Raw genomic sequence first — 20,508 nt, 5'->3', positions numbered from 1 at the left:
GCTCTCGTACCAGTGCAATGGCATCAAGTTTGAATTCTTTTGAATAGGTTTTACGTGTTGTCATTTCAATCTCCAGTTAAATCAATTATGTCTTAACTGGGTTAGTCGTATCAATTAAACCACGTCACGGGAATTACATGGTCAAGGCTTCGGAAGTGAACTAGTTGAATACCGCCTTAACCGCATTTCACGAGAGTATAGCGAGCTGCCAGTTAAAATAGATACTTCTCAACACACACAGGCTTTTTATGAAAAGCAAGGGTTCGCTATTCATAAAACTATAAAAGATGGTTATAAAGAAGGTCTAGATAAAGTTTGTATGGAGTACTCTCCAGCATGCCGCTAACAAAGCTATCCAACCGACCTCCTTACGTCTTGTTTTTTGGGCTTGGCGCAAGCGCCAGTTTAGCCTCAAAAGCGCTCTGGTCGTCGTCGGATGATAGTGGCGGCGTTAGCCGCCCAAGGATCTCACTTTGAAACAAATAATACTTTTGATAGGGATATTTCTCATGAGTACAGTCAGTGCCGAAGTGCCAAAGGAGCCAAAATTCAGAACTGTAAACAGTAACGATCTCACCGTGCAGAAAGCTCACTCTATGGCAGCCAGTTCCATGCCTCAGTTTATTGAATTGGTCAGAGCTAGAGGTGAGAGTACTTTTATGGTCAAGTTGCGCTTTCGTGACCCAGAGCTCTCGGAAAAGTTAGGCGAAGACCAGCTTCTGTATCTATGGCTTACTGATGTGTATTACCATGAAGAAGAGAACTTCCTTTCAGGTGTTTTCTTTGAGGTACCAGACAGTTTGAGTCAGTGGCATCAGGTCGGGGAGCGCCTTGGCTTTGATGCTGAGGATGTATTCGACTGGATGGTAAATACCAATGGCCACGTTCAAGGTGCTTACACCATCCGTGTCACTAGAAACTCTCTTGCTGGTGAACAGGCCAAGGCTGAATATGATGAATACATCGGGATTTCATCGTACGAACCAATTTCGGAGTAAGTTCGCACCTAGTTCGTTGCAGCAACCTAACGCCTAAGGCGTTAAAAGTCTCTAGGAACTATGGCTCGTAGAGCTGAATTTGATGCAAGATGGCTTTGGTGTTATCGCGTAAAAAACCGTAATTATATTGGCAGGGGCAAAGTGCAAATGAAAGCGCAATACTAACCTTGAGGTGTGAGAAATTGAGGTAGCCCCAAATGACTATCCACAATGAGGCCAGGCAATGTCTGCTGTTTTTACAATTGCAGAGCATGTGCTTAGCACAAACATTTATCAAGCTCAGGCTGTCGGAACGCCTTTCCGCTGTGCTCCAAATCTCCCGCAGCTGCGGGCGCTGTCAGGGCTTAATGAATGTAATGAACATATAGAGGCAAAATTAATTTATATGAATAACACGCAAGCGGTAGCGATTCTTTTAAGTCACGATTGGCCAAGTGACACCCAGCTCGTCGATTTTGCCGAGCGTGGTGTCGGGTTTGGAGGAGATGACGGTTATTATGGCCTTATCTATCCTGATGATCTGGATGAATACGATAAAGAAGTCAAAGGTGAGTTCATCGCGCAAGGGTGGCTGGAAATATATTTAGGTTACGATAGCAAAGACGTTGTATACGTTGAAGAAAGGTTTTATTTAGAGGCATTGTTAGCGTATTTTCGAAGCAAGGGGGCGAGTTTACTTACAGCCCGAGTGGAGCGACTTATCGCCAACTAAACAAGTGAACGCTGTGGTTGCTCAGCGTCAAATGAACTCTGCTTACTGGTTATTTTTGATAATATAGCGTTTTTCAAAAGAACTTAGCTAATGAGCAGTAGAAAGATACACAAAATCATCGGGTTGGTTTTAATATTGCCGATGCTGGGTTGGACCATTACCGGGATGATTTTTTTTATCAAACCCGGTTACCAAGGTGCCTATGAGCAGCTGCCAGTGAAAACCTATCCCCTTGAGATTCCATTAATTATTAGCCCTGATTCGACATGGCAAGAAGCAAGGCTACTCAGGTCGGTATTAGGCCATCACCTGCTGGTGACTATCGAGGGCAAGGTGAAGCACCTTGATCCTGTCTCATTTGTTGAAAAATCCCCCCCTACGACTGCCGAGCTTAAAAAGCTCATCGAAGATGCTGTTACCGTTAACCATTCGCGTTATGGAAATCGAGTGGAAGTGAACGAAAATGGCGCGGTGACGAATACGGGAATTGAAATTAAACTTGATTGGCAAAATCTCAAGCTAATGCAAATGGGGCAAGACACTCAGCTGATCAATCTGATGTATCGAATTCATTATCTGCAATGGACGCCTATTAAGGAAATTAATCAAGTCTTGGGTGTGCTGGGGCTGGTGTTGCTCATTTCGCTTACCGTGTTAGGAATTAGAATTTATATAAAAAACAAGGGTTAACCTGATCTGAACTATTGCTATTCTCGGCAAAATATTGAATGGTGTTTATTACTGGATTAGAGGTGAACGTTGGCCGTTTATTCTGTTAATAATGCCTCTTGCTAGCGCTGGATTTCAGATCCGAGTACGTTTACTTGGCTATGGGATCAAGCAAGGTGATGTAGTGGTAGGCAGGGAGGAAGCCAAATGAGTGCCGAGAGTTATAAAATCCGCGCCATGGAAGCTGGAGAGAAAGAACAAGTTAAATCCATCATGAAAGACGCGTTTCCATTTTTGATGAGATTGTTTTTTTCATTATCGGGCAGGGTATTCGTTGCTGAGCGAAATGGTGAAGTGATTGGCGGTATCATCCTCAAAGTGTTCTTTTTACCTAAGCAAATTAAAGCGGGCTTGGTGTCCTTGATTTTTTGTGCGCCAAAACATTCGGGGCAAGGCATTGGCCATGCGTTGGCTTTGGCAGGGGTAAAGCATTTAGAGCACGAGGGTTGCACCGAAATATTTGCATGTGTTGAAGGCGATAACACGGGCTCAAGTAAGTTGTTTGTGACCAATGGTTTTAGACGATTATCTCTATGGCAACAGCTTAAAACCTATGGCGTAAATTGTTTGAGGATCTGGTTTCATAGCTATCACTTTTTCGATATCGGTCATTTCATGTGGTCGAAGTCGAGTCGAGTGGCTGAAGTTAACCACCTTAGTAAAGCTCAAACCTTGTTTGAGCTGCTGTTTATCATCGTGGCGCACGTGGCCATTTTTAGCCTAGTGTCGTGGCGTCTAGGTAGCGAAGAATTCCTTGCCATGACGAACGTGCTCACCTTAGTTGTTTGCTTTAGTGCTTTTTATGTTATCCGCTATGGCGCGATGGCTTGTATTGCTTGGCTGCACCAGCTGAAATGCGAATTAAGGATGTGGGAGTCGGGCTTATCTTTGTCATTTTTTATTGCCTTGCTATTTGGTGGCAGCCTAGTTGCGCCAGGCTCTTTGTATCCGCGTGGAGATAGTTGGAAATATAATGAGCACATCAAGCATTTGGGGGTGATGGCTTTATCTTCTTCGATTTGTTTACTGGCGGTAGTCTGGCTTATTGGTGGACTAATTAGTTTTAATGCCTTGCCTAGCCAGTGGTTACCCAGCTTTGAAACGGCGTTATCGATTGGCACTGGCTTGCTGATGTTGGATCTGGTATTGCCGTTTTTCCCATTTAGTTCGTTTAATGGCAAGCGCTTATGGGATTGGAATAAATATGTTTGGGGGGCGTTGAGCCTTGGTGTTATGCCCTTGCTAGTCGTGTTCTAATACATGTGACATAACAACTGCTCACAAATAGCGGAGCCCGACTCGCATGTTCGCCATAACGGGAATGTTGCCAGTTGATGCTGGCCGTTATAAATACAATAAGGGGCGATGATAGTGAAGAAAATATCGATCATTCTTTTGGTTATGGTGCTGGCTTACCCCGCTTATGTGATGTCATCTATTTATTGGTATTCCCTTCATTCGTCTTTGCAGCCAGCGCAGGCGGCATTAGTGCTAGGTGCTGCGGTTTGGGATGGTCGGCCTTCTCCTGTTTTTGAACAAAGAATTAAGCACGCGATCAAGTTGTACCATGCTAAGCAAGTTGAAAAATTGGTTTTTACGGGCGGCGTTGGTGAGGGGGATAGCCTATCGGAGGCGGCTGTTGCCATGGAATATGCCATAAAACATGGGGTGGCGAGTGATGCTATCCTAGTTGAAGAAACATCAAGGTTTACATCAGAAAATTTACGCTTTGCGGCAGACTTGATGGCTGAAAATCAGATTCAGTTTGTACTGCTGGTTAGTGACCCACTTCATATGAAACGGGCCATGATGATAGCTGATGATGTGGGGGTTAAGGCGGCACCTTCGCCAACGCAGACAAGTAGATATAAAAGCTTGAGGGTTAAATTGAGTTTGTTATGTTCTGAAGCGTATTACTATATGGGCTATCAGCTAAGTAAGTGGCTATAGCAAAGAAAGGATTTATGTCTTCGTTTTCAACAATCCAAATTTAGATAGTTAGGTGCTTGAGGTAAATATTCTGACGATGTCGTAGGTACCTTTGCCGCTATATGATTAATTTGGGTGTTATTGCTTGTTGGGGTCAAATTAGAAATGAGTATTGAGATTGAATTAAATGGCGCCATCGAAGCCGCGGAAGTGATCGCGCTTTACCGAGCCAATGGCTGGTCTTCTGCCGACAAGCCCGAGCAGCTTATGCCTGCGCTGTTAAACTCGCACACCTTGGTGACGGCGCGGATCAAGGGTGAGCTAGTTGGCTTAGGTAATGCGATTTCCGATGGCCATCTTGTTGTTTATTATCCACATATGCTGGTACTTCCGAGCCATCAAGGTAAGGGGATAGGAAGAAAAATGATGCAAGCCATGCAAGGCGTCTATCAAGGCTTTCATCAGCAAATGTTAACAGCCGACGGCGAGGCGATTGCGTTTTATCAAGCCTTAGGTTTTGAACGGGCGGGTAAAACCGAGCCTATGTGGGTATATGCAGGCACCGAGCATTAAGCTGTATTTGGATAGGTATTGGGTATTTGCGGGTCAGTGATGAAACGCACATTGATAATAGTGGGGGGCGAAATGAAGCCAACTTTACTAGGAAGCCGAGTTTCTTTGAGAGCGATTCATGATCAAGATATTGACGATCTTTTTGAAATATATGGTGATAGTCAAACGATGGAGTTCGCTTCTGATGCTGTATTTAGCAGCAAGGATATGATGACACAAATGCTTGAGAGTGTTGCTCGTTTAGAAGAATCTGGTGAGTCATTGGAATGGGCGATCATGGAGCTGGCGACTAAGAAAGTGATTGGCACGTGTGGTTTGCACGGTTTTAGTGACGGTGGGCAAGCGTGTGAGGTTGGCTGTTTGCTCAATTCCCGTTATTGGCGACAAGGGTATATGTCCGAAGCGCTTAGCTTATTGTTTAGTCACGCAAAATGCTTAGGCATTGACACTCTGTATGCCGATATAGAGGATAGAAATTTGCCTTCTCAAGCCTTGTTTAAAAAGCTGGGCTTTGAAGCAAAAAATGGTCAGTTTCAATTTATGTTATAGCGTATAGAAACAAACTCATTTTTTGCTATATATTTGTTTAGAATAATGTTTATCTATTGGTCGTGATTAGCGAACCGTGTGCCTTTTTATCATAAGCTATAAGGATTTCTGGCGCGTTGTGACTAATTAACACGTTGCAGTTAAGTCGCTTCAACATAAGATAGGTAGCAAGGTGTCTCTCAGGGAAAAGGAGTTTGAATGTCACATTACGGTGCCAAAATAGTATGGCAAAGAGCGAGTGATGAGGGCTATCTGGATCATAAATACAATCGAGGCCACGAATGGCATTTTGATGGCGGTGCCGTCATCGCGGCTTCGTCCTCGCCACATGTTGTGCCTTTGCCTTATTCGGTTGAGGCAAATGTGGATCCCGAAGAGGCTTTTGTCGCGTCTTTATCTAGTTGTCATATGCTGTTCTTTTTATCGATTGCAGCCAAGAATAAGTTTGTGGTGGATTCTTATGTCGATAATGCTGTGGGCGTGATGGAAAAAGGGCCAAACGGCAAAATAGCCATGACCAAGGTGACCTTAAAACCGTATGTGCAGTTTGCTGGTGAGCAGCCAAGCATGGCGCAATTAGCAGAGATGCACCATCAAGCACACGAGCAGTGCTTTATTGCTAACTCGGTGACCACCGAGGTCGTGACCGAAATCCAAGTTTGAGCCAGAGCATTTAAGCTAGCCTTGTTTCTGGGCTCGGTAAAACTGCTAGCAATGAGTTAGTTCCCAAGGAGACATTCAGTTGAGTATAAGTATTCGAGCAGAACAAATAGGTGACATCGCCAGTATTCACGACGTCACGATAGCCGCTTTTGCCAATGCACCGCATTCAGAGCATACCGAGCAATTTATTGTTAAAGGGCTGCGGGAGGCTGGGGCGCTGACAAGGTCGCTGGTGGCCGAACAAGAGGGCAAGATCATCGGTCATGTGGCGTTATCGCCTGTGTCTATTTCTGATGGCAGTGAGGGTTGGTATGGTTTAGGGCCCATTTCTGTGCTGCCTGAGCAACAAGGCCAAGGCGTGGGCTCATTGCTGATGCAGGCAGCCATTGATGAGCTGAAAAAAATGGCGGCGGGCGGCTGTGTGTTGCTCGGAGACCCGGGCTTTTATACGCGATTTGGTTTTAAGCCGCTGGCTGGACTTGAACTCGCCGATGTGCCGCCAGAGTATTTTCTCGCACTGGTTTTACAAGGTGAGCAGCCGCAAGGTTTGGTGAGTTACCATCCCGCGTTTTGGGCGACAAACTAATATTCTGAGCGAGTATTGGTTGATAAACCTCTGGGTAAACATCTTTGCAAAGCGCGCTTTTAGCGCGGTTTTTGTTATTGATAAAGGGGATTTATTGGTAGCTTGAGTGAAGGCGAGAGATAGTCGTTATGGATACGAATAATAGATTAACATTGAGCGCTAAGTATTTCGTGCTCCCCGTGCTTTTTGCGTTAATAGTGGCCACTTATGTCATGGTGACGGGGCAGCATAATCAAGCCAGTTGGCTAGGGCTGGTTATTTCTGGTGTGTTGTTTTATGGCGCTCCGTATTTGTTACAGGGGGGGCTGATGTTGCAATTTAAAGCGAGTTCGCGTGTGATTCATGCTGGCTTTATTGGCATCACCTTAGCCTTGCTGTGGATTGCGAGTTTGTGGCTGTTGCCAGCAGATCCTTCAGGCCTACCTATTCAGTGGCTGGGTTATTGGCCGCTAGCGATGGTGATGGGGCTGGTGTTTTGCGGCGGTCAAATGCTGCTAACTAAGTTATTTGCTCAATAAATAACAAGGTTAACCCGAAACTGAGGGTATTTGGTTTTAAGAACAAACTATTACCAAAAGCCGTGCTTTAACAGTGCAGGCTTTAAGCTGGCAGGGAAAAGATGAAGCAAAGAATAAAGCTTGGTTGCCTACTAGGCTTGCTACTTGCCCTTGGCGTGAGTGTGGGCAGTGCGGGAGTTTGGCTTTATTACGTCAGTGATAAGCCGAGCTCAGTAGATCAAAGCCAGTTGCTGGAGCAATTGTTGGCCCATGCTGAAGTGGGTATTTTGGATGAGCACTATGGCTGTGAAGGAAAACCCGTGAAAACGGTGGGAGCCGTGGTGTCTTCCTTACTTGAATTTAATGCAGCCAGCCGCAGCAACCAATTGAGTTATGGCTGTTATCAAAATACTTGCTCTATGTCCTTTTCGCACTGTAAACCTTGGCAAGGAGAAGAGTGCTCCAGCCGTTTTTTAACCTTTGAGCTCAATGAGATTGGCGCTATTAACCCCGCAAGTTTTCGCTGTTTTGATTTGCCTTAGGGAGAGATGCGAAGGGCATAGGCCACTGATTAAAATTGCATGACGCTCACTTGTTTGATATTTGTCTGATGTCTAATTGAAGCGGCCATCATTATTGTTTGCATTTATTTTCGCTTTGGGCGATGCGCGACAGGAGTCAGTATGCAGCGAAGACAATTTGTTAAGTTAGGTATTTTAGGCACTTTGCTGGCTAATGTGCGCTCGGTATTGGGTAAATCTCAAGCTGCCCCCTTAGTGACGGTTGATATACCTAGCCCCAAAGCCTTGCGAGGCGGTTGGGCGGCTTTTGCGGCTGTGATGGCGGCGCGAGGCTGGGGGCAGGAAGTCTATGCGAGTGAGCGCCAATGGCATTATCACGATGGCGGTGGCAATTGGGCTAGTTTGCGCTTTAAAGCCAAGGATCAGATGGTGTTATTGGGTCACGACCACGAATACAGTGACACTTATTATGGCGCTGCTGCGCAGTATTTTGATGAGCCTGAAACCGATTTGCTGCGAGGGGCCCCAGCGTGGTGGGGATTTGATTTAGATCCTTTACCTTTTGATTGGATTGGCTTTGTTTATGGTTGGGACGGTGCGTGTTGGCAACGAGCACAATACGACAAAGACGATGGCTTTACCGGCGTTAATCTACTGAGGGCTTGTAGTATCAACGAGCTAGATTTACTCAGAGAGTTTTGTTTGGATGCCCCCGGGCTAAATGGCCAGCCACCGAGCGATGAGGCATTGAAGGCGCTGGTGGCTGCGGATGCAAACTTAAGCCAAGAGTTGTTAGAAGCGGTGATCCCAGGTTGGGATTTGGATGCCGGCATCGCGGCGGCGGCAAAATTTTTACAAGCCCGCGTCTAGGATCCAAAGATGAATTCAAACCCTAGCGTTGATGAGCAATCAGCCTTGCAGGCGCTGCGTCAATCACTTGATGCTTACTGGCCGATTAGTGAGTCCACGTGGCAGGATTTTTTGGTCATTAGTCATTGTCACCCAATCCCTAAGCATGGATTGCTCTATCGTGCTGGTGATGTCCCTCGTTCTTACAGTTATGTCGTTAAGGGGCTCATCAGAGGTTATGTTATTGATGATAAGGGCAATGAATATAATAAGAATTTTTTTGCTGAGGGCACTTTTCCCGGCTCGATGACGGCGCTGTTAACCTCGGCTCCTTCTCGGCTTAGCTTTGAAGCGATAGAAGACAGTGTTGTGATTGAAATCGATTTCGCGGCCTATCGGCAGCTGATGATGGCGCGGGATGATTTAAAGTTATTTCAAATTCATTATCTGGAGCGCAACTGGTTGCTGGCCAAGGATGTGAGAGAAATCGAAATAGTACAAGAGGATGCCACCGAGCGTTATTTGCGGTTTGTGGCAGGGCACACCAGCTTGGTTGATCGACTGCCGCAATATCATATTGCTTCCCACCTGGGTATCACGCCCACTCAATTAAGCCGAATTCGCAAAAATTTATAGTTTTTATTTGGATTATCAACCTATGTAAATGCCTTGTTGGGGCAGGCTCAGTAATCTGCTTATGGTCAGCAGCAGCTAGCCTGCTTTTTAACTTATCGCTCTAGGCACAAACAAGGAAAACAAGATGAAACTATTAGATGCATTGAATTGGCGTTATGGCGTAAAACAATTTAGTGACGAGAAAGTCTCCGCTGAGGAATTACAGACATTACTTGAAGCGACGCGTTTGAGTCCATCCGCTTACGGTTTGCAACCATACAAGATCATCGTGATTGAAAGTAAGGCTTTACGCGCTCAGTTAGTACCATTTTCTTATGGTCAAAATAAGGTGTTAGAAAGTTCGCATCTCGTCGTGTTTGCCGCAGCTAATCAGGCAGATGATGCCTTGGTGGATCGCTATATTAATAAATATCTATCGGTAACTAACCAAGATTACAGTGCTATCAGTGGTTATGCCGATCATATGAAATCTGCCTTGGCAGCTAAAACTACGGCTCAGCAGCAAGAGTGGGCCAAGCAACAAGCCTATATTGCATTGGGTAATTTTGTTACCAGCGCAGCGCTGCTGCAAATTGATGCTTGCCCGATGACAGGTATAGATGTCGCTGGCTATGACGAGGTGTTGTGCTTGACCGAATTAGGTTTAACCACCACAGTGATTTGCCCAATTGGTCGTCGCCATCAAGATGATCAACAAGCTAACCGCCCTAAGGTGCGCTTTGACTATGATGATATTATCTGGGAGTTTGCATCATGAGCCAGCTAGCTGTGTTAGCCCTTGCCGCGGGTGGTGCAATTGCGCTGCAAGCCAGCATGAATGCGCAGCTGGGCGTGTTGTTAAAAAGTGCGATGTTAGCAACCAGTGTGGCATTTCTTTGTAGCTGCCTTTTTACGGTGGCAGCCTTATTAACGGCCACTAAGCAATATCCGCAATGGCATGAGGTGCGCGCCGTGCCTATCTATTTGTGGTTTTCCGGAGGTGCGCTGAGCGCCTTTGGCGTGGCGATGTTTTATTATTTGATCCCTAAGATGGGCGTCGGCTCTATGATGTCTTATGCGCTATCGGGGCAAATTATTATTGCTGTACTGGCCAGCCATTTTGGTTGGTTCGACTTACCGGTCAAACCCTTGAGCTTAGTCAAGCTGATTGGTGCCGTGACACTTATTTTTGGCGTGTTTTTACTGAATTTGGAGCCGAGCAATGGACACTGAAGTGGGTGATGTAATGGATATGGATCAGGCCAATCTGACTAATTTAACCCAATTATGGCAAAAATACGGTGCGAAGACCTTAGTGTCTCAAGGCCACACCGAGTGGAAAACGAATCTGAGTTGGCCTTATCGCTGCTGGTTGGATAGGCCTTTGCTTGAACTCAATAGCCAACATTTCACGTCAGAGGCGTTGTCTGGGTTAGTGCAGGCACCTGAGCATGCTTTTTTGTCTCTTTGGCCAAGGGCAACAAAATTTGCTGATGATTATGCGGCGCAAATTGAGCTGGTGCTGGATACGAAGCGCTGGCAAGTAAGCTTTGAACAAGTGGCCATGTATAAAACATTAGATCCCAAGGTCGATTATAAGGCCAGTGAACGCCGCGATTTTAGCCTAGTGGAAGTGAGCTCGGAGCATGAGTTACAGCTATGGTTGGACGTGGCGAGCGCGGCTTTTAATTATCAAATAGACAGGGCTGTGATTGCGGGACTACTGAGAGATCCCGATATTAAGGTGTTATTGGCATATCAAGGGCAACAAGCGGTGGCGAGTGCTTTGCTGTATAAAACCGGCGAGGTGATAGGGTTACATCAGGTAGGGGTCAAACCGGCTTGCCAAGGCCAAGGGATTGCGCGCGATTTAATGCAAAACTTGATCGCGATTTGTGCTGATTGGCAAGGGCGTTATTTGGTGTTGCAGGCCTCTGCTGCTGGGTTGCCTTTATATCAGCAGCTGGGGTTTGTGACTCAGTTTACCATCACCAATTATCAGCAAGCCTAAGGCGCCGACCATGCTGACAACTTAGATGTTAGATGTATTTAAGTTGAGTGATTAGGGAGTGGGTTGCACTCAGGATAAGCGCCCGCTTCCCTGCGGCAGATATTCGTCTAAGAAAATATCACTCATCGCTCAACAACTATTTATGGGTTTGCTTTACGCTTGCAGTTGGCTAAAACCAAATAGCCGTTTATTCCAATCCTCAACCATACCCGTAGCCAGTCGTTGCTGTGCTTTAATCTGCCAGCTTTCTGATAGTGCAGCGCAATCGAGTAAGCGCTCTAAAAAGGCATGATTGAGTGGGTTATTGAAAAACTGCCAAGCGACGTTTTGTACCGTTAGCTCTGGGTATTCACGCGACAATAACGTTAATTGTGTTTGTGGCATGAGTTTACCGGGTTGTAGTACCCTAAGCAGGTAGCCACCCAAACCGTTGAGTTGTAGCTGTAAGGCTAAATTACTAATGCCAAAGCGTTGATTTAATTTAAAGCAAGGCGATCTTGGCTGGCTGATTTGCACGACGGCATCGCCCAGCTGAAAAACATCGCCAATACATACCTGTGATTCGGTTGCCCCTAAGGTAGATAGGTTCTCACCAAAGGCGCCGGGCTCAAAGCAGGTCAGGCTGGGATATTGCCCTTGCCAGATTGGATAGTGTTCAAGCGGGTAAAGGTGCAAGGCCCGCTCGGCGCCGCCATGGTGTTTTTGATCGGCTTGTTGGTCACATGCTAATCCTAACTCAAGCAGTTCGGTTGCTTGTTGAATAGGGCGTTTGTTGATAGCGCTGTGAAGGCCAGAGTCGAGACGCTGGATCTGGCCGGACAACACGGTGACGTTATGCGCTTGCATCTATGTGGGGTCCAAAGTTTTCATAATGAATACGGTCTGCTGCAACATTAAGTGCACGTAATTGGCGATACACTTCTGACATAAACCCAGCAGGGCCACAGCAATAAAACTGAGCCTCTTGCAAAGGCAGCTCATTTGCAATCTTGTTGAGGTTCATTAAGCCTTTGTAATCATAATCTTCACTTACCAAGTCATCAACTAAGGGCGATTCATACCATACCCAGTTATGTAATTTGGGGTGCTGGGCTCGCTGCGTTTTCAAATGTTGTGAAAAAGCGTGCTGCTGACCATTTAAACAAGCGTGAAGATAATAAATATTATGTTCACTTTGATGTTTAAGTGCACTATTAAGCATACTCAGCATCGGGGTTTGGCCGACGCCAGCAGATAAAAGTACAACTGGAGACGAGAGCGGGAGCGTGAGGAAAAAGTCCCCTGCTGGAGAGGTGACATTTACTTCGCTACCTACAGGTAACTGGTGAAGATAAGTAGAAACCTCACCTTCGTTTTCACACTTCACTGAGATTCGATAAGCGTTACCATTGCTGGCATCGGATAAAGAATACTGGCGGATCGCATCGTATGCTTGTCCTGTTGCTCTCACTTGCACACCTATGTATTGGCCGGGTTGGAACTCAGCAACGGCACGCTTATCTTTGGGTGTGAGTGTAAAAGACAGGATTTGCTCGCTTTCTTCGCGACGCTCGCTAATGATAAAGGCGCGAAATCCTTGCCAACCGCCCGTTACATTTGCTTGTTGCTGGTAAATATCTCGTTCTCGTTGAATAAATATCCCTGCTAAGAATTGATAAGCCTCTGTCCAAGCTTGGGTGACTTCTGGGGTAATTAACTCTCCTCCTAAATCGCTTAATGTTGCGATTAACTCTTGTCCCACGACATCATAATGTTCCGGCTTTACCAACACACTGCTGTGTTTTTGTGCTATTCGCTCTACCGCTGTGGTGAGAGCGGGTAGATCGTCTAAATAATGCGCATATGCGGCAATTGCATTAAAGAGTGCTTGTTGTTGACGTCCTGACGCTTGGTTGGACCTGTTAAACATATGCTGCAAGTCAGGGTGATTGGTAAATAGGCGTCGATAAAAGTGCTCAGTTAAATCTGTTCCATGGGTCGTAAGAAATGGGATGGTTGATTTAATACAGTCGATAGTCTGCTGGCTTAACATAGGTATTACTCAATAATTAGTTATAAAAGGAAGGCTAGCCGCGTTGAATCAAGCTGGACAGCCTTCAAGTTTGTAGATTGCAAAGCCTTGCTGCGTCACTTCATCGGCAAATTGAGGTAGATTTGCCGCTGTATGACAAAAAGTACAGCCCGTTGGCCTAATCGTCGCATTAGGCTCTCCGATACTGGCCAACCATTGCAGAGCAAACTTGTGTGCAAGAGATTCATTCATCTCAGGGATGAGAACGTCAAAGTGGATAATCTTGCCACTTGGACTGTACGCAAATGTGTCAAATACATGAAGCTTCATAAAAAATTCCTAAAATATTTTTTCTTTTAAAAACAGCTGGTCTAACTAATAACACTGAGATTAAGCGTCATTTCACTGTTACGAATGACGATTAATTGCCATTAGGTTTCGACACGAAACATTGTGTATTTTAACTACAGTGTTATACTTGTCAACATTGTTTCGAATAAAAACATAAGTGATTAAATCGATGGCAGACGCTGGTAAAATATGTGATTTATTAGAACGCATCAGTACGTTATTTCGTAATGAAGTGAGGCAAGCTGGTCTCAGTCGTGGCTTGCATCCCGTACATTTAGAGGTGTTGTTCTATTTAAGTCGTTGTAATCAATTCAGTGATACGCCAGCAGCCGTAAAAGATTTTCTTGGTGCAACCAAAGGTACGACTTCTCAATCTATTAGTTTGCTGGAAAGCAAAGGTTACGTAATAAAAACAAAAGATCGCCAAGATAAACGAGTTTATCATTTGAGCTTGACAGAGGAAGGTAAGGCTATCGCTGCTGAAACCATGCCGCCACCAAGTCTTCGCAATGCGCTCGAAAAATGCGATGAAAATCAGCAGAGCTCTCTACAACAGCAATTAGAGTCATTGCTAATCGATATTCAACGCGAAACCAGCGCCGGATCTTTTGGTTTATGTAAATCCTGCATGCACCATTTACCCAAAAGTGAAACCGTTTTTTTGTGTCAATTGACCCAATTAGAATTACCAAATAAGTTTGGCGAGTTAATTTGTCGAGAACATCAGGTACAAAAAATAGGTGAGTAAGGGTGGCAAGTTGGCTCGCCACCCATCACCATTAAGCTGCTAAGTTCTCAGTGGAAACTTCAATGCCTAAGCTATTCAATAATTTTGCAATGCCTTGAATATCCACATTGATGTTTTGGGCGTTACGCTCCCGACAATCAGCTAACATGTTTGCATAATCAGGGAAGTTGATTGCTGCCAATACCACTTCCCATACGTTTAGCTCGTCATCACCAAATGCTTGCACTGCTTTCGGTAATGTAGCGAGATATAACGCTTTTTCTTGTTCGCTCAACTGTGAAAAAATCTCGGCCATGGTATAGGAGAACACACTCGCATGGCTCCATTCGTCTGCGGCATGAGCTTCGACTGTCTTATAACAAAGGGGTTGTAACATGGGATCTTGAGACAGGGAGCCTAGGTAGTCCGTTATTAATGTTTCAGATGCACAAGCGACGGCAAGGCGGACTAACTTCTGTTCAAATTCATTTTGACACTCTTCCAACATCAACTCTAAGCAACTAATTAATTGAAATTTAGGTAATTTAACTCGTGGCAAATGCCGCTCTCGGTAAACGATGTTGATGCCTTTAACCGCCATTAAAGTATGAAATGCTTCATCTACGAGAGCCTGACTGATGGCATGCTGGATCTCATCTTTAACCGAGCCAGGGTATTCGCCATCGATCAATAAATCGCAAACCGGGGCAATTAATTTTGACTCAATCTGGATGGTCTTTTCGTTATAAATAATCCAGCCGTAAGATAGCACTTTTTGCTGCAAGTCAGCAGGGGCATTCTGCCATAGAGGATGCTTATAAAATGGTAATAGCTCTGCCTTGAAATCCGCTTTTTCTGGTTCAAATGTGAGGTCAACACTGGGGTCACCCTCTAAAACCTTGGCGCGATTATTCCAAAGGTTTGTAAGTCCATTGATGATGGCGAGGATCTTGTTGTCTGCGTGAGTACTTGAAATATTCATAGTGTAGTTATCTTCCTTTATTGTTCTACAGCACAGTTATCATTTCGTTAAATATGTGTCCAGAATGTTGCATATCTTGCAACCGTCCAATATAGTATCGATTCAAAACGATATTTCAATGACTTTTTTGCGACAGAATAATTAAAAAAAATATATATAAAAAAAGGCTTGCAAAAATAAAATTCAACCATTAATGTTTTGACTCGAAACCAATTTCAGGGAAAGAGTTATGGAGTTCAAAGCAATTTGTAAAGCCGTGATACAGGATGTTGAAGGCGTTAAAACCTTTGTTTTTAAATCAAAAAACAAACTTTCTTTTGAACCTGGCCAATTTGTTAGTCTGCTGTTACCCGGCTCTAATGGAAATATCGTTCGCAGTTACACCATTTCCTCTGCGCCGACAGGCTCGGATCTATTTTCTCTAACTGTACGTGCTGTTCCTGAGGGGCTGGGTTCAAACTGGCTTCACAATGAGCTACATGCCGGGATGGATCTTTCTTTCAGCGGGCCTTTTGGTCATTTTATTCCTAGTCAAAATGAAGATAGCAAGCTGCTATTACTCGCAGCTGGAAGCGGTATTACCCCCCATCTATCGACTTTGCGCCATTGGCGTAATCAGGCGGCAGAAGTCAATGCTCACTTAATCTTTAGTGTGCGCAGCCCAGACCAGATTATTGAGCAGCAGGAATTACTTGCACTGGTAAAACAAATACCGGGCCTGACTTTAACTGTGATTCCTGAGAATGTGACTGGCCATGTTTGGCACGGGATTAGCGGACGCCTCGACCCACTTTGGCTCAATGCGCTAGTTAGGGATATTAAGGAGCGAGAAGTCTATATCTGTGGACCGGCTCCTTATATGGCCGCAGTTAAGGAATATTTAACAGGTTGCCATTTTGATCTTCAGCATTATCACGAAGAAGCGTTTGTATCACCCGAACAACCTTCAGTTAACCAACACAACAATGACTCCACATCTTACAAGGTCAATTTTGCACGTAGCGGTATTAGTGTGAATTCAAATGGTAATGAGAGTTTATTAGAAATAGCGGAGAAAGCGGGTGTCGCTGTCAAAAATGCCTGTCGCTCCGGTATCTGTGGTGCTTGTCGTACTCTTAAAACAGCCGGCAGCGTCAATATGCAAGATCTGGGGGGAATTCTCCCCGATGAAGTAAATCAAGGCATGGTTTTGCTGTGCTGTAGTCAACCTTCCAGTGATGTAGTGCTGGATATTTAATTAACTTTCTATTTTTTAAGGATAAAAAAATGAAACACCCCCTAATGCTAGCCTCAATGTTAGCCTTTACTAGTCCAATTTATGCGATGAGTGAATCGGAAACGGAATTACCTCAGGTAGTTGAAATTAGTTCTGAAACGACCCCTAGTCTGGAGAGCTATCGCCCGTTAGCACTGAGTGCTAAGTTAAAGAATGTCATGGCGGCGGTCGATATGATGGAGTCGGAAATTATTCTTATTAATGCCGACAACGACATCATCATTCAGCAAAGATTGGATTCGCTTGCTGGCTGGCCTGGTGGTCGTCCACAGCATGTTCTTATTTCTCCAAATGCAAAATGGTTATATGTAACGATAGATGCTTCTGCCACTCATGCAGCAAATGTGGTGGTGATTAAGGTGAATGATTATGCTTGGAATCAAGGTGTAGCCGATCTTGAAATCACTAAGGTGTTGCAAGCAGAGCCAGCTAATACCGTTTCAACTTACAACACGCCAACACAAACTTCACCGGAGCAGCCGATAGCCAGTTGGACTCAACCTGCGATGACTCAGTTACATGGGCCGACCATATTGCCATACTCTAAGTATGTGTACTTTACCCAATGGTCGGATAATAAAGTGCGAGTGATTGATACCAAAACACAAGAGTTCGCGAGTGTAGATCCTATTATCATTGATGATGTTACCGAACAAACCCATGGCGTTTTCTTCAATAAATCAGGCACGTTAGGTTTATCAACGGGTTACTACTATGATGATGGCGATATTGACCTGTTTGAAGTTGATAAGAAAACGGGTGCATTGACACTGAAGAAGAAAATCCGCCTAGGTGACGAGCACGCTTATGCTGCTTTTACTCACTTTAACACTTGGATTGACGAACGTTACGCGGTCACTGCGTCGATGCAATTTGGCCCTACCTCAAACACTCCTGAAGGGGTAGGAATTATCCCGCCGAGTATTTGGATGATTGATGCTTGGGAAGGAAAAGCATGGCCTATCTTAGGGACTGCATACTATGAATCTGATGCAGGGGTATTGCGCTCTGCGTCTGATGTTACTGTTGCTGCAGGTAAGCTTTACATAGCTGAAGAGGATTCTATAGACGATAGCTATGGTGATGATGGATTTATTTCTATCTACGATCTGAGCGATAAAAACAATCCAACATTAATTAAGCGACTCGCACCAGGGCAAGGTTTACCAGCTGATTTTTCGGTGTCGCACGGTTTAGGTGTCACGGCGGATCAACGCTTTATCTATGTTTCAAGCTATGCCTCGAAATACATTCTTAAACTAGATACCCAAACTGACACTATCGTCAAAGTGTATGGCGCTGCTGATGGTTTGACGATGCCCCACGGTGGCTTCGTTTCGGGTGCGACTCGCTAATCCTTCCTATACTGGGCGGCAGAGTCGCCCTTTATCAATATTTTGGTGAAATAAATGAAAATAGTTAACGTCATTAGACACTTAGCGTTTGAAGATTTAGGTAACATTGCGCCAGTTTTGGCCCAGTTTAATGCCCAGATTAATTATATTGAAGCGGGCAAAGACACGATCACAGCGACAGTGAATGATTGTGATTTATTGGTGATTCTTGGTGGCCCTATTGGCGTTTATGATGAGGCGGAATACCCCTTCATTGGTGATGAAATAAGCCTGATTCAGCAGCGTTTAGCAGACAAGCAGCCTTTACTTGGTATTTGTTTGGGTGCGCAACTTATCGCGCGTGCGATGGGCGCCAAGGTCTACCCTGGGCATCAAAAAGAATTGGGTTGGGGCAGGTTAACTTTGCACGATAATGCATCTAACCCACTGACTAAACTAGGTCAGCAACCGATTTTACACTGGCATGGTGATACGTTTGATTTACCTACTGGTGCGACGTTGTTAGCGAGTAATGACAATTACCCCAACCAAGCATTTGCAGTCGAAAACTTTGCTTTAGCTATGCAGTTTCACCCAGAAGTAACGGTTAATGCAATGGAACAGTGGTTCATCGGCCATACCGGCGAAATTGGCAGCACAGCGGGTGTTGATGTAACAAGTCTACGTGTTGATACTGCTGAAGTGGGAGCTAAGCTACAGCCGATTGCTGCCGAAATTTGGCAAGATTGGCTACAGCAACAAGGATGGCAACGGCCTGAGCAACAAGTACTTAAATTTAAAGGGCAAGACATTAAGGCATTGGGTCAGTTCCCAAAAGTGGGCGAGCAGGCGCCTGATTTTAATCTAGTGGATAGTAAACTCGGCCAATTAAAGCGCACCGACTTACTAGGTAAAAAACTAGTGTTAAACATTTTCCCAAGTGTTGATACACCTGTTTGTGCTATTCAACTTAAAACGTTTAGTCAGCAGTTAGCCAATCGAACGGACACTAACTTGTTGTTTGTTTCACTCGATTTACCATTTGCTTACAGCCGATTCTGCGCGGCCGAAGGGATTGAAAATGCCATCACTGCATCTGATTATCTAACGCAAAGTATGGGAGCGGGCTATGGCGTAAAAATGGAAGGCGGTCCCCTTTCTGGTTTGTATGCAAGAGCAGTGCTGGTGCTAGATGAAAATCATCAAATTACCTATGCGGAGCTTGTGGATGAAGTTACTGATGAGCCTGATTACCAAGCCGCTTTAGCTGCATTGGCCTAGTTTTTTAAACCGTGCGACACGGCCTACCTTCGGGTAGGTTTTTTTATATCTGCAACTTGGAGTAAAGATGAAATATCAGCCAATAGATTGTGCATTGCATGATTATTTAGAGATTGCCTGCTCGAATAAGCTCGAAATTGAGATAGTGCAGGATGATGGTTCCATTATTAAGGGTAAAGCGATGAATGTGTACAGTAAGGATCAAGCGGAATGGATGCTTCTTGAGCCGCAAGGACTACCGGGCTCGCCAATTCGTTTAGATCGGATTTGCAGTATCAAGGCATTAACAATAAACCCGTATTTTGAGTTGCTTGAATTGAAAAGATAGAGGAGAGTGTGATGAATGATGACTACAAGGTGACCGTGCTAAAGCATAACCAGCTTTGGTGTGAGATTGCGATTAATCGAAGGAATGCAACGGCTGTGCTAAGTGATATAGCAGTCGGCTTCCCAAAGGCAGCTGGCTTTAGTTATACACTATTTAAAAAATCTGGAGAGAATAGAATTCTCTCTGCTGATGCTCAAGGCATTCGTTTGATTGGTGTTGAAGCCTCATACACCCTTGCCAGTCCATCGGATCTGACTTGTTGTCGCTCTTTTTTCGTGCAATCGACAACAGAGGTTACAACGGCTCCATCTTAGCAACTCGTTTTTCGAGTGTGAGTATCATTAGCCATTAATAAGAGACTCAATCGAGCTAGTGAAACGAGGGTTTCCTTTCTATCTGGGCCTGTTTGGGGCCCCAAGTATAAGCTATTACAGCAGCTACCCCATGTCAGCTAAATGCTCCAATTTGATGCTAACGCTAATCCAAGCCAGGGTGAGCGCATGAACGTATAAAATGTAATCAACCTAGCTAACAAGGTGGAATTTTCTTATTCGAAGCGCCGTGAAATCATCCCTGATGGCTTAACTGCCGCATCCTTGCGGCAGATATTCGACTAAGAAAACACCACCTGTAGCATAAAAAACATTCATGCGTTTGCCCTGTAATCCAAGCCTGTCTTGTTCTAGGGGGCAGCCTAAATACATCATTGTCGTTAAATCATAAATGGGGCTTTAATTAGTGCAACGTGCTGCAGGGAGGCTGACGTTAAGTCATCATCAATGACAAATAGATGAACTCACGTATAGGATATTAACACTGGGTTCGCTAGGTTAATTGACTTTTCTGCAGTCATACGAACGTCATTAATAATGGGGTAACCGAGGGCCGAAACTTAAAAGGGCTCGACCTTTAGGTTTGTTATTACGGCGCCTTTTGGCGCCAAACTGAACACAATAATCGATTCTGGTCCTTGCATCTTGAATTGT

Annotated in this window: 26 protein-coding genes and 1 pseudogene; 23 read left to right on the top strand and 4 right to left on the bottom strand. The window is 44.8% G+C overall.

Annotated elements, in window-relative coordinates:
• Nucleotides 1-136 precede the first annotated feature (136 nt).
• The 17 genes and pseudogenes from K6Y21_RS21485 to K6Y21_RS16085 all read left to right on the top strand — a co-directional run.
• A pseudogene (locus K6Y21_RS21485) lies at nt 137-346 on the top strand (GNAT family N-acetyltransferase); the annotation flags it as partial.
• A 163-nt stretch (nt 347-509) separates the two neighbouring features.
• Nucleotides 510-998 carry a DUF2314 domain-containing protein gene (locus K6Y21_RS16160; protein ID WP_233072923.1) on the top strand — a complete coding sequence of 163 codons (489 nt, stop codon included), beginning with the start codon at nt 510-512 and terminating at the stop codon, nt 996-998.
• 223 nt (nt 999-1,221) lie between these two features.
• Nucleotides 1,222-1,710: a hypothetical protein gene (locus tag K6Y21_RS16155; protein ID WP_233072922.1), complete on the top strand. Its 489-nt coding sequence runs from the start codon at nt 1,222-1,224 to the stop codon at nt 1,708-1,710.
• A gap of 90 nt (nt 1,711-1,800) precedes the next feature.
• Nucleotides 1,801-2,400 (top strand): PepSY domain-containing protein, encoded by a 600-nt coding sequence (locus K6Y21_RS16150; protein WP_233072921.1) that lies wholly within the window; start codon nt 1,801-1,803, stop codon nt 2,398-2,400.
• Between the two features lie 186 nt (nt 2,401-2,586).
• Complete coding sequence (locus K6Y21_RS16145) at nt 2,587-3,696, top strand: GNAT family N-acetyltransferase (protein ID WP_233072920.1); 1,110 nt, start codon at nt 2,587-2,589, stop codon at nt 3,694-3,696.
• A 114-nt stretch (nt 3,697-3,810) separates the two neighbouring features.
• Nucleotides 3,811-4,389 (top strand): YdcF family protein, encoded by a 579-nt coding sequence (locus tag K6Y21_RS16140; protein WP_233072919.1) that lies wholly within the window; start codon nt 3,811-3,813, stop codon nt 4,387-4,389.
• Between the two features lie 144 nt (nt 4,390-4,533).
• Nucleotides 4,534-4,941 (top strand): GNAT family N-acetyltransferase, encoded by a 408-nt coding sequence (locus K6Y21_RS16135; protein ID WP_233072918.1) that lies wholly within the window; start codon nt 4,534-4,536, stop codon nt 4,939-4,941.
• A gap of 72 nt (nt 4,942-5,013) precedes the next feature.
• On the top strand, nt 5,014-5,490 hold the full coding sequence (locus K6Y21_RS16130) for a GNAT family N-acetyltransferase (RefSeq protein ID WP_233072917.1): 477 nt from the start codon (nt 5,014-5,016) through the stop codon (nt 5,488-5,490).
• A gap of 198 nt (nt 5,491-5,688) precedes the next feature.
• A complete protein-coding gene (locus tag K6Y21_RS16125) occupies nt 5,689-6,153 on the top strand; it encodes an OsmC family protein (protein WP_233072916.1) in 465 nt (154 codons plus the stop codon).
• A 79-nt stretch (nt 6,154-6,232) separates the two neighbouring features.
• A complete protein-coding gene (locus K6Y21_RS16120) occupies nt 6,233-6,739 on the top strand; it encodes a GNAT family N-acetyltransferase (protein WP_233072915.1) in 507 nt (168 codons plus the stop codon).
• 128 nt (nt 6,740-6,867) lie between these two features.
• The gene (locus K6Y21_RS16115; protein WP_233072914.1) at nt 6,868-7,257 is read left to right on the top strand and encodes a hypothetical protein; all 390 of its coding nucleotides are present in this window, start codon (nt 6,868-6,870) and stop codon (nt 7,255-7,257) included.
• A gap of 101 nt (nt 7,258-7,358) precedes the next feature.
• Nucleotides 7,359-7,778: a hypothetical protein gene (locus K6Y21_RS16110; RefSeq protein ID WP_233072913.1), complete on the top strand. Its 420-nt coding sequence runs from the start codon at nt 7,359-7,361 to the stop codon at nt 7,776-7,778.
• A 141-nt stretch (nt 7,779-7,919) separates the two neighbouring features.
• Complete coding sequence (locus K6Y21_RS16105; RefSeq protein ID WP_233072912.1) at nt 7,920-8,627, top strand: hypothetical protein; 708 nt, start codon at nt 7,920-7,922, stop codon at nt 8,625-8,627.
• Between the two features lie 9 nt (nt 8,628-8,636).
• The gene (locus tag K6Y21_RS16100) at nt 8,637-9,242 is read left to right on the top strand and encodes a Crp/Fnr family transcriptional regulator (protein ID WP_233072911.1); all 606 of its coding nucleotides are present in this window, start codon (nt 8,637-8,639) and stop codon (nt 9,240-9,242) included.
• A gap of 124 nt (nt 9,243-9,366) precedes the next feature.
• On the top strand, nt 9,367-9,999 hold the full coding sequence (locus K6Y21_RS16095; RefSeq protein ID WP_233072910.1) for an NAD(P)H-dependent oxidoreductase: 633 nt from the start codon (nt 9,367-9,369) through the stop codon (nt 9,997-9,999).
• Nucleotides 9,996-10,454 carry a DMT family transporter gene (locus tag K6Y21_RS16090; protein WP_233072909.1) on the top strand — a complete coding sequence of 153 codons (459 nt, stop codon included), beginning with the start codon at nt 9,996-9,998 and terminating at the stop codon, nt 10,452-10,454. Before K6Y21_RS16095 ends, K6Y21_RS16090 begins: the two co-directional genes overlap by 4 nt.
• The gene (locus K6Y21_RS16085) at nt 10,444-11,232 is read left to right on the top strand and encodes a GNAT family N-acetyltransferase (RefSeq protein WP_233072908.1); all 789 of its coding nucleotides are present in this window, start codon (nt 10,444-10,446) and stop codon (nt 11,230-11,232) included. Before K6Y21_RS16090 ends, K6Y21_RS16085 begins: the two co-directional genes overlap by 11 nt.
• A 153-nt stretch (nt 11,233-11,385) precedes the next feature.
• Here the strand turns inward: K6Y21_RS16085 and K6Y21_RS16080 are convergent, their stop codons facing one another.
• From K6Y21_RS16080 to K6Y21_RS16070, 3 genes are read right to left on the bottom strand one after another with little or no spacing between them, the layout of a single operon-like run.
• Nucleotides 11,386-12,078 carry an MOSC domain-containing protein gene (locus K6Y21_RS16080; protein ID WP_233072907.1) on the bottom strand — a complete coding sequence of 231 codons (693 nt, stop codon included), beginning with the start codon at nt 12,076-12,078 and terminating at the stop codon, nt 11,386-11,388.
• A complete protein-coding gene (hmpA, locus tag K6Y21_RS16075) occupies nt 12,065-13,264 on the bottom strand; it encodes an NO-inducible flavohemoprotein (protein WP_233072906.1) in 1,200 nt (399 codons plus the stop codon). The genes K6Y21_RS16080 and hmpA overlap by 14 nt, the downstream gene beginning before the upstream one ends.
• A gap of 48 nt (nt 13,265-13,312) precedes the next feature.
• Nucleotides 13,313-13,573, bottom strand: coding sequence for a DUF2024 family protein (locus K6Y21_RS16070; protein ID WP_233072905.1), 261 nt, complete (start codon nt 13,571-13,573; stop codon nt 13,313-13,315).
• Between the two features lie 190 nt (nt 13,574-13,763).
• Here K6Y21_RS16070 and K6Y21_RS16065 point away from each other — a divergent pair, with 190 nt between their 5' ends.
• Nucleotides 13,764-14,342, top strand: a complete 579-nt coding sequence (locus K6Y21_RS16065) for a MarR family winged helix-turn-helix transcriptional regulator (RefSeq protein WP_233072904.1) — start codon at nt 13,764-13,766, stop codon at nt 14,340-14,342.
• A 31-nt stretch (nt 14,343-14,373) separates the two neighbouring features.
• Here K6Y21_RS16065 and K6Y21_RS16060 read toward each other — a convergent pair whose 3' ends face one another.
• Complete coding sequence (locus K6Y21_RS16060) at nt 14,374-15,303, bottom strand: diiron oxygenase (RefSeq protein WP_233072903.1); 930 nt, start codon at nt 15,301-15,303, stop codon at nt 14,374-14,376.
• A gap of 229 nt (nt 15,304-15,532) precedes the next feature.
• Here K6Y21_RS16060 and K6Y21_RS16055 point away from each other — a divergent pair, with 229 nt between their 5' ends.
• The 5 genes from K6Y21_RS16055 (at nt 15,533) to K6Y21_RS16035 (ending at nt 19,836) form a co-directional block, all read left to right on the top strand.
• Nucleotides 15,533-16,540: an FAD-binding oxidoreductase gene (locus tag K6Y21_RS16055; protein ID WP_233072902.1), complete on the top strand. Its 1,008-nt coding sequence runs from the start codon at nt 15,533-15,535 to the stop codon at nt 16,538-16,540.
• A gap of 29 nt (nt 16,541-16,569) precedes the next feature.
• Nucleotides 16,570-17,934 carry a YncE family protein gene (locus K6Y21_RS16050; protein WP_233072901.1) on the top strand — a complete coding sequence of 455 codons (1,365 nt, stop codon included), beginning with the start codon at nt 16,570-16,572 and terminating at the stop codon, nt 17,932-17,934.
• 54 nt (nt 17,935-17,988) lie between these two features.
• The gene (locus K6Y21_RS16045; RefSeq protein WP_233072900.1) at nt 17,989-19,194 is read left to right on the top strand and encodes a glutamine amidotransferase; all 1,206 of its coding nucleotides are present in this window, start codon (nt 17,989-17,991) and stop codon (nt 19,192-19,194) included.
• 67 nt (nt 19,195-19,261) lie between these two features.
• A complete protein-coding gene (locus K6Y21_RS16040; RefSeq protein ID WP_233072899.1) occupies nt 19,262-19,522 on the top strand; it encodes a Rho-binding antiterminator in 261 nt (86 codons plus the stop codon).
• 11 nt (nt 19,523-19,533) lie between these two features.
• A complete protein-coding gene (locus tag K6Y21_RS16035; RefSeq protein WP_233072898.1) occupies nt 19,534-19,836 on the top strand; it encodes a hypothetical protein in 303 nt (100 codons plus the stop codon).
• Nucleotides 19,837-20,508 lie beyond the last annotated feature (672 nt).

The sequence above is a fragment of the Motilimonas eburnea genome (assembly GCF_021295345.1).
Taxonomy (GTDB): domain Bacteria; phylum Pseudomonadota; class Gammaproteobacteria; order Enterobacterales; family CBDFNC01; genus Motilimonas; species Motilimonas eburnea.
This window is presented reverse-complemented; position numbering and strand designations above follow the sequence as displayed.

Excerpts from the sequence above, each read along its gene's own strand:
- K6Y21_RS16160 (WP_233072923.1), top strand. The coding sequence starts at position 510 with ATGAGTACAGTCAGTGCCGAAGTGCCAAAGGAGCCAAAATTCAGAACT.
- K6Y21_RS16155 (WP_233072922.1), top strand. The coding sequence starts at position 1,222 with ATGTCTGCTGTTTTTACAATTGCAGAGCATGTGCTTAGCACAAACATT.
- K6Y21_RS16150 (WP_233072921.1), top strand. The coding sequence starts at position 1,801 with ATGAGCAGTAGAAAGATACACAAAATCATCGGGTTGGTTTTAATATTG.
- K6Y21_RS16145 (WP_233072920.1), top strand. The coding sequence starts at position 2,587 with ATGAGTGCCGAGAGTTATAAAATCCGCGCCATGGAAGCTGGAGAGAAA.
- K6Y21_RS16135 (WP_233072918.1), top strand. The coding sequence starts at position 4,534 with ATGAGTATTGAGATTGAATTAAATGGCGCCATCGAAGCCGCGGAAGTG.
- K6Y21_RS16130 (WP_233072917.1), top strand. The coding sequence starts at position 5,014 with ATGAAGCCAACTTTACTAGGAAGCCGAGTTTCTTTGAGAGCGATTCAT.
- K6Y21_RS16125 (WP_233072916.1), top strand. The coding sequence starts at position 5,689 with ATGTCACATTACGGTGCCAAAATAGTATGGCAAAGAGCGAGTGATGAG.
- K6Y21_RS16115 (WP_233072914.1), top strand. The coding sequence starts at position 6,868 with ATGGATACGAATAATAGATTAACATTGAGCGCTAAGTATTTCGTGCTC.
- K6Y21_RS16110 (WP_233072913.1), top strand. The coding sequence starts at position 7,359 with ATGAAGCAAAGAATAAAGCTTGGTTGCCTACTAGGCTTGCTACTTGCC.
- K6Y21_RS16105 (WP_233072912.1), top strand. The coding sequence starts at position 7,920 with ATGCAGCGAAGACAATTTGTTAAGTTAGGTATTTTAGGCACTTTGCTG.
- K6Y21_RS16100 (WP_233072911.1), top strand. The coding sequence starts at position 8,637 with ATGAATTCAAACCCTAGCGTTGATGAGCAATCAGCCTTGCAGGCGCTG.
- K6Y21_RS16095 (WP_233072910.1), top strand. The coding sequence starts at position 9,367 with ATGAAACTATTAGATGCATTGAATTGGCGTTATGGCGTAAAACAATTT.
- K6Y21_RS16090 (WP_233072909.1), top strand. The coding sequence starts at position 9,996 with ATGAGCCAGCTAGCTGTGTTAGCCCTTGCCGCGGGTGGTGCAATTGCG.
- K6Y21_RS16085 (WP_233072908.1), top strand. The coding sequence starts at position 10,444 with ATGGACACTGAAGTGGGTGATGTAATGGATATGGATCAGGCCAATCTG.
- K6Y21_RS16080 (WP_233072907.1), bottom strand. The coding sequence starts at position 12,078 with ATGCAAGCGCATAACGTCACCGTGTTGTCCGGCCAGATCCAGCGTCTC.
- hmpA (WP_233072906.1), bottom strand. The coding sequence starts at position 13,264 with ATGTTAAGCCAGCAGACTATCGACTGTATTAAATCAACCATCCCATTT.
- K6Y21_RS16070 (WP_233072905.1), bottom strand. The coding sequence starts at position 13,573 with ATGAAGCTTCATGTATTTGACACATTTGCGTACAGTCCAAGTGGCAAG.
- K6Y21_RS16065 (WP_233072904.1), top strand. The coding sequence starts at position 13,764 with ATGGCAGACGCTGGTAAAATATGTGATTTATTAGAACGCATCAGTACG.
- K6Y21_RS16060 (WP_233072903.1), bottom strand. The coding sequence starts at position 15,303 with ATGAATATTTCAAGTACTCACGCAGACAACAAGATCCTCGCCATCATC.
- K6Y21_RS16055 (WP_233072902.1), top strand. The coding sequence starts at position 15,533 with ATGGAGTTCAAAGCAATTTGTAAAGCCGTGATACAGGATGTTGAAGGC.
- K6Y21_RS16050 (WP_233072901.1), top strand. The coding sequence starts at position 16,570 with ATGAAACACCCCCTAATGCTAGCCTCAATGTTAGCCTTTACTAGTCCA.
- K6Y21_RS16045 (WP_233072900.1), top strand. The coding sequence starts at position 17,989 with ATGAAAATAGTTAACGTCATTAGACACTTAGCGTTTGAAGATTTAGGT.
- K6Y21_RS16040 (WP_233072899.1), top strand. The coding sequence starts at position 19,262 with ATGAAATATCAGCCAATAGATTGTGCATTGCATGATTATTTAGAGATT.
- K6Y21_RS16035 (WP_233072898.1), top strand. The coding sequence starts at position 19,534 with ATGAATGATGACTACAAGGTGACCGTGCTAAAGCATAACCAGCTTTGG.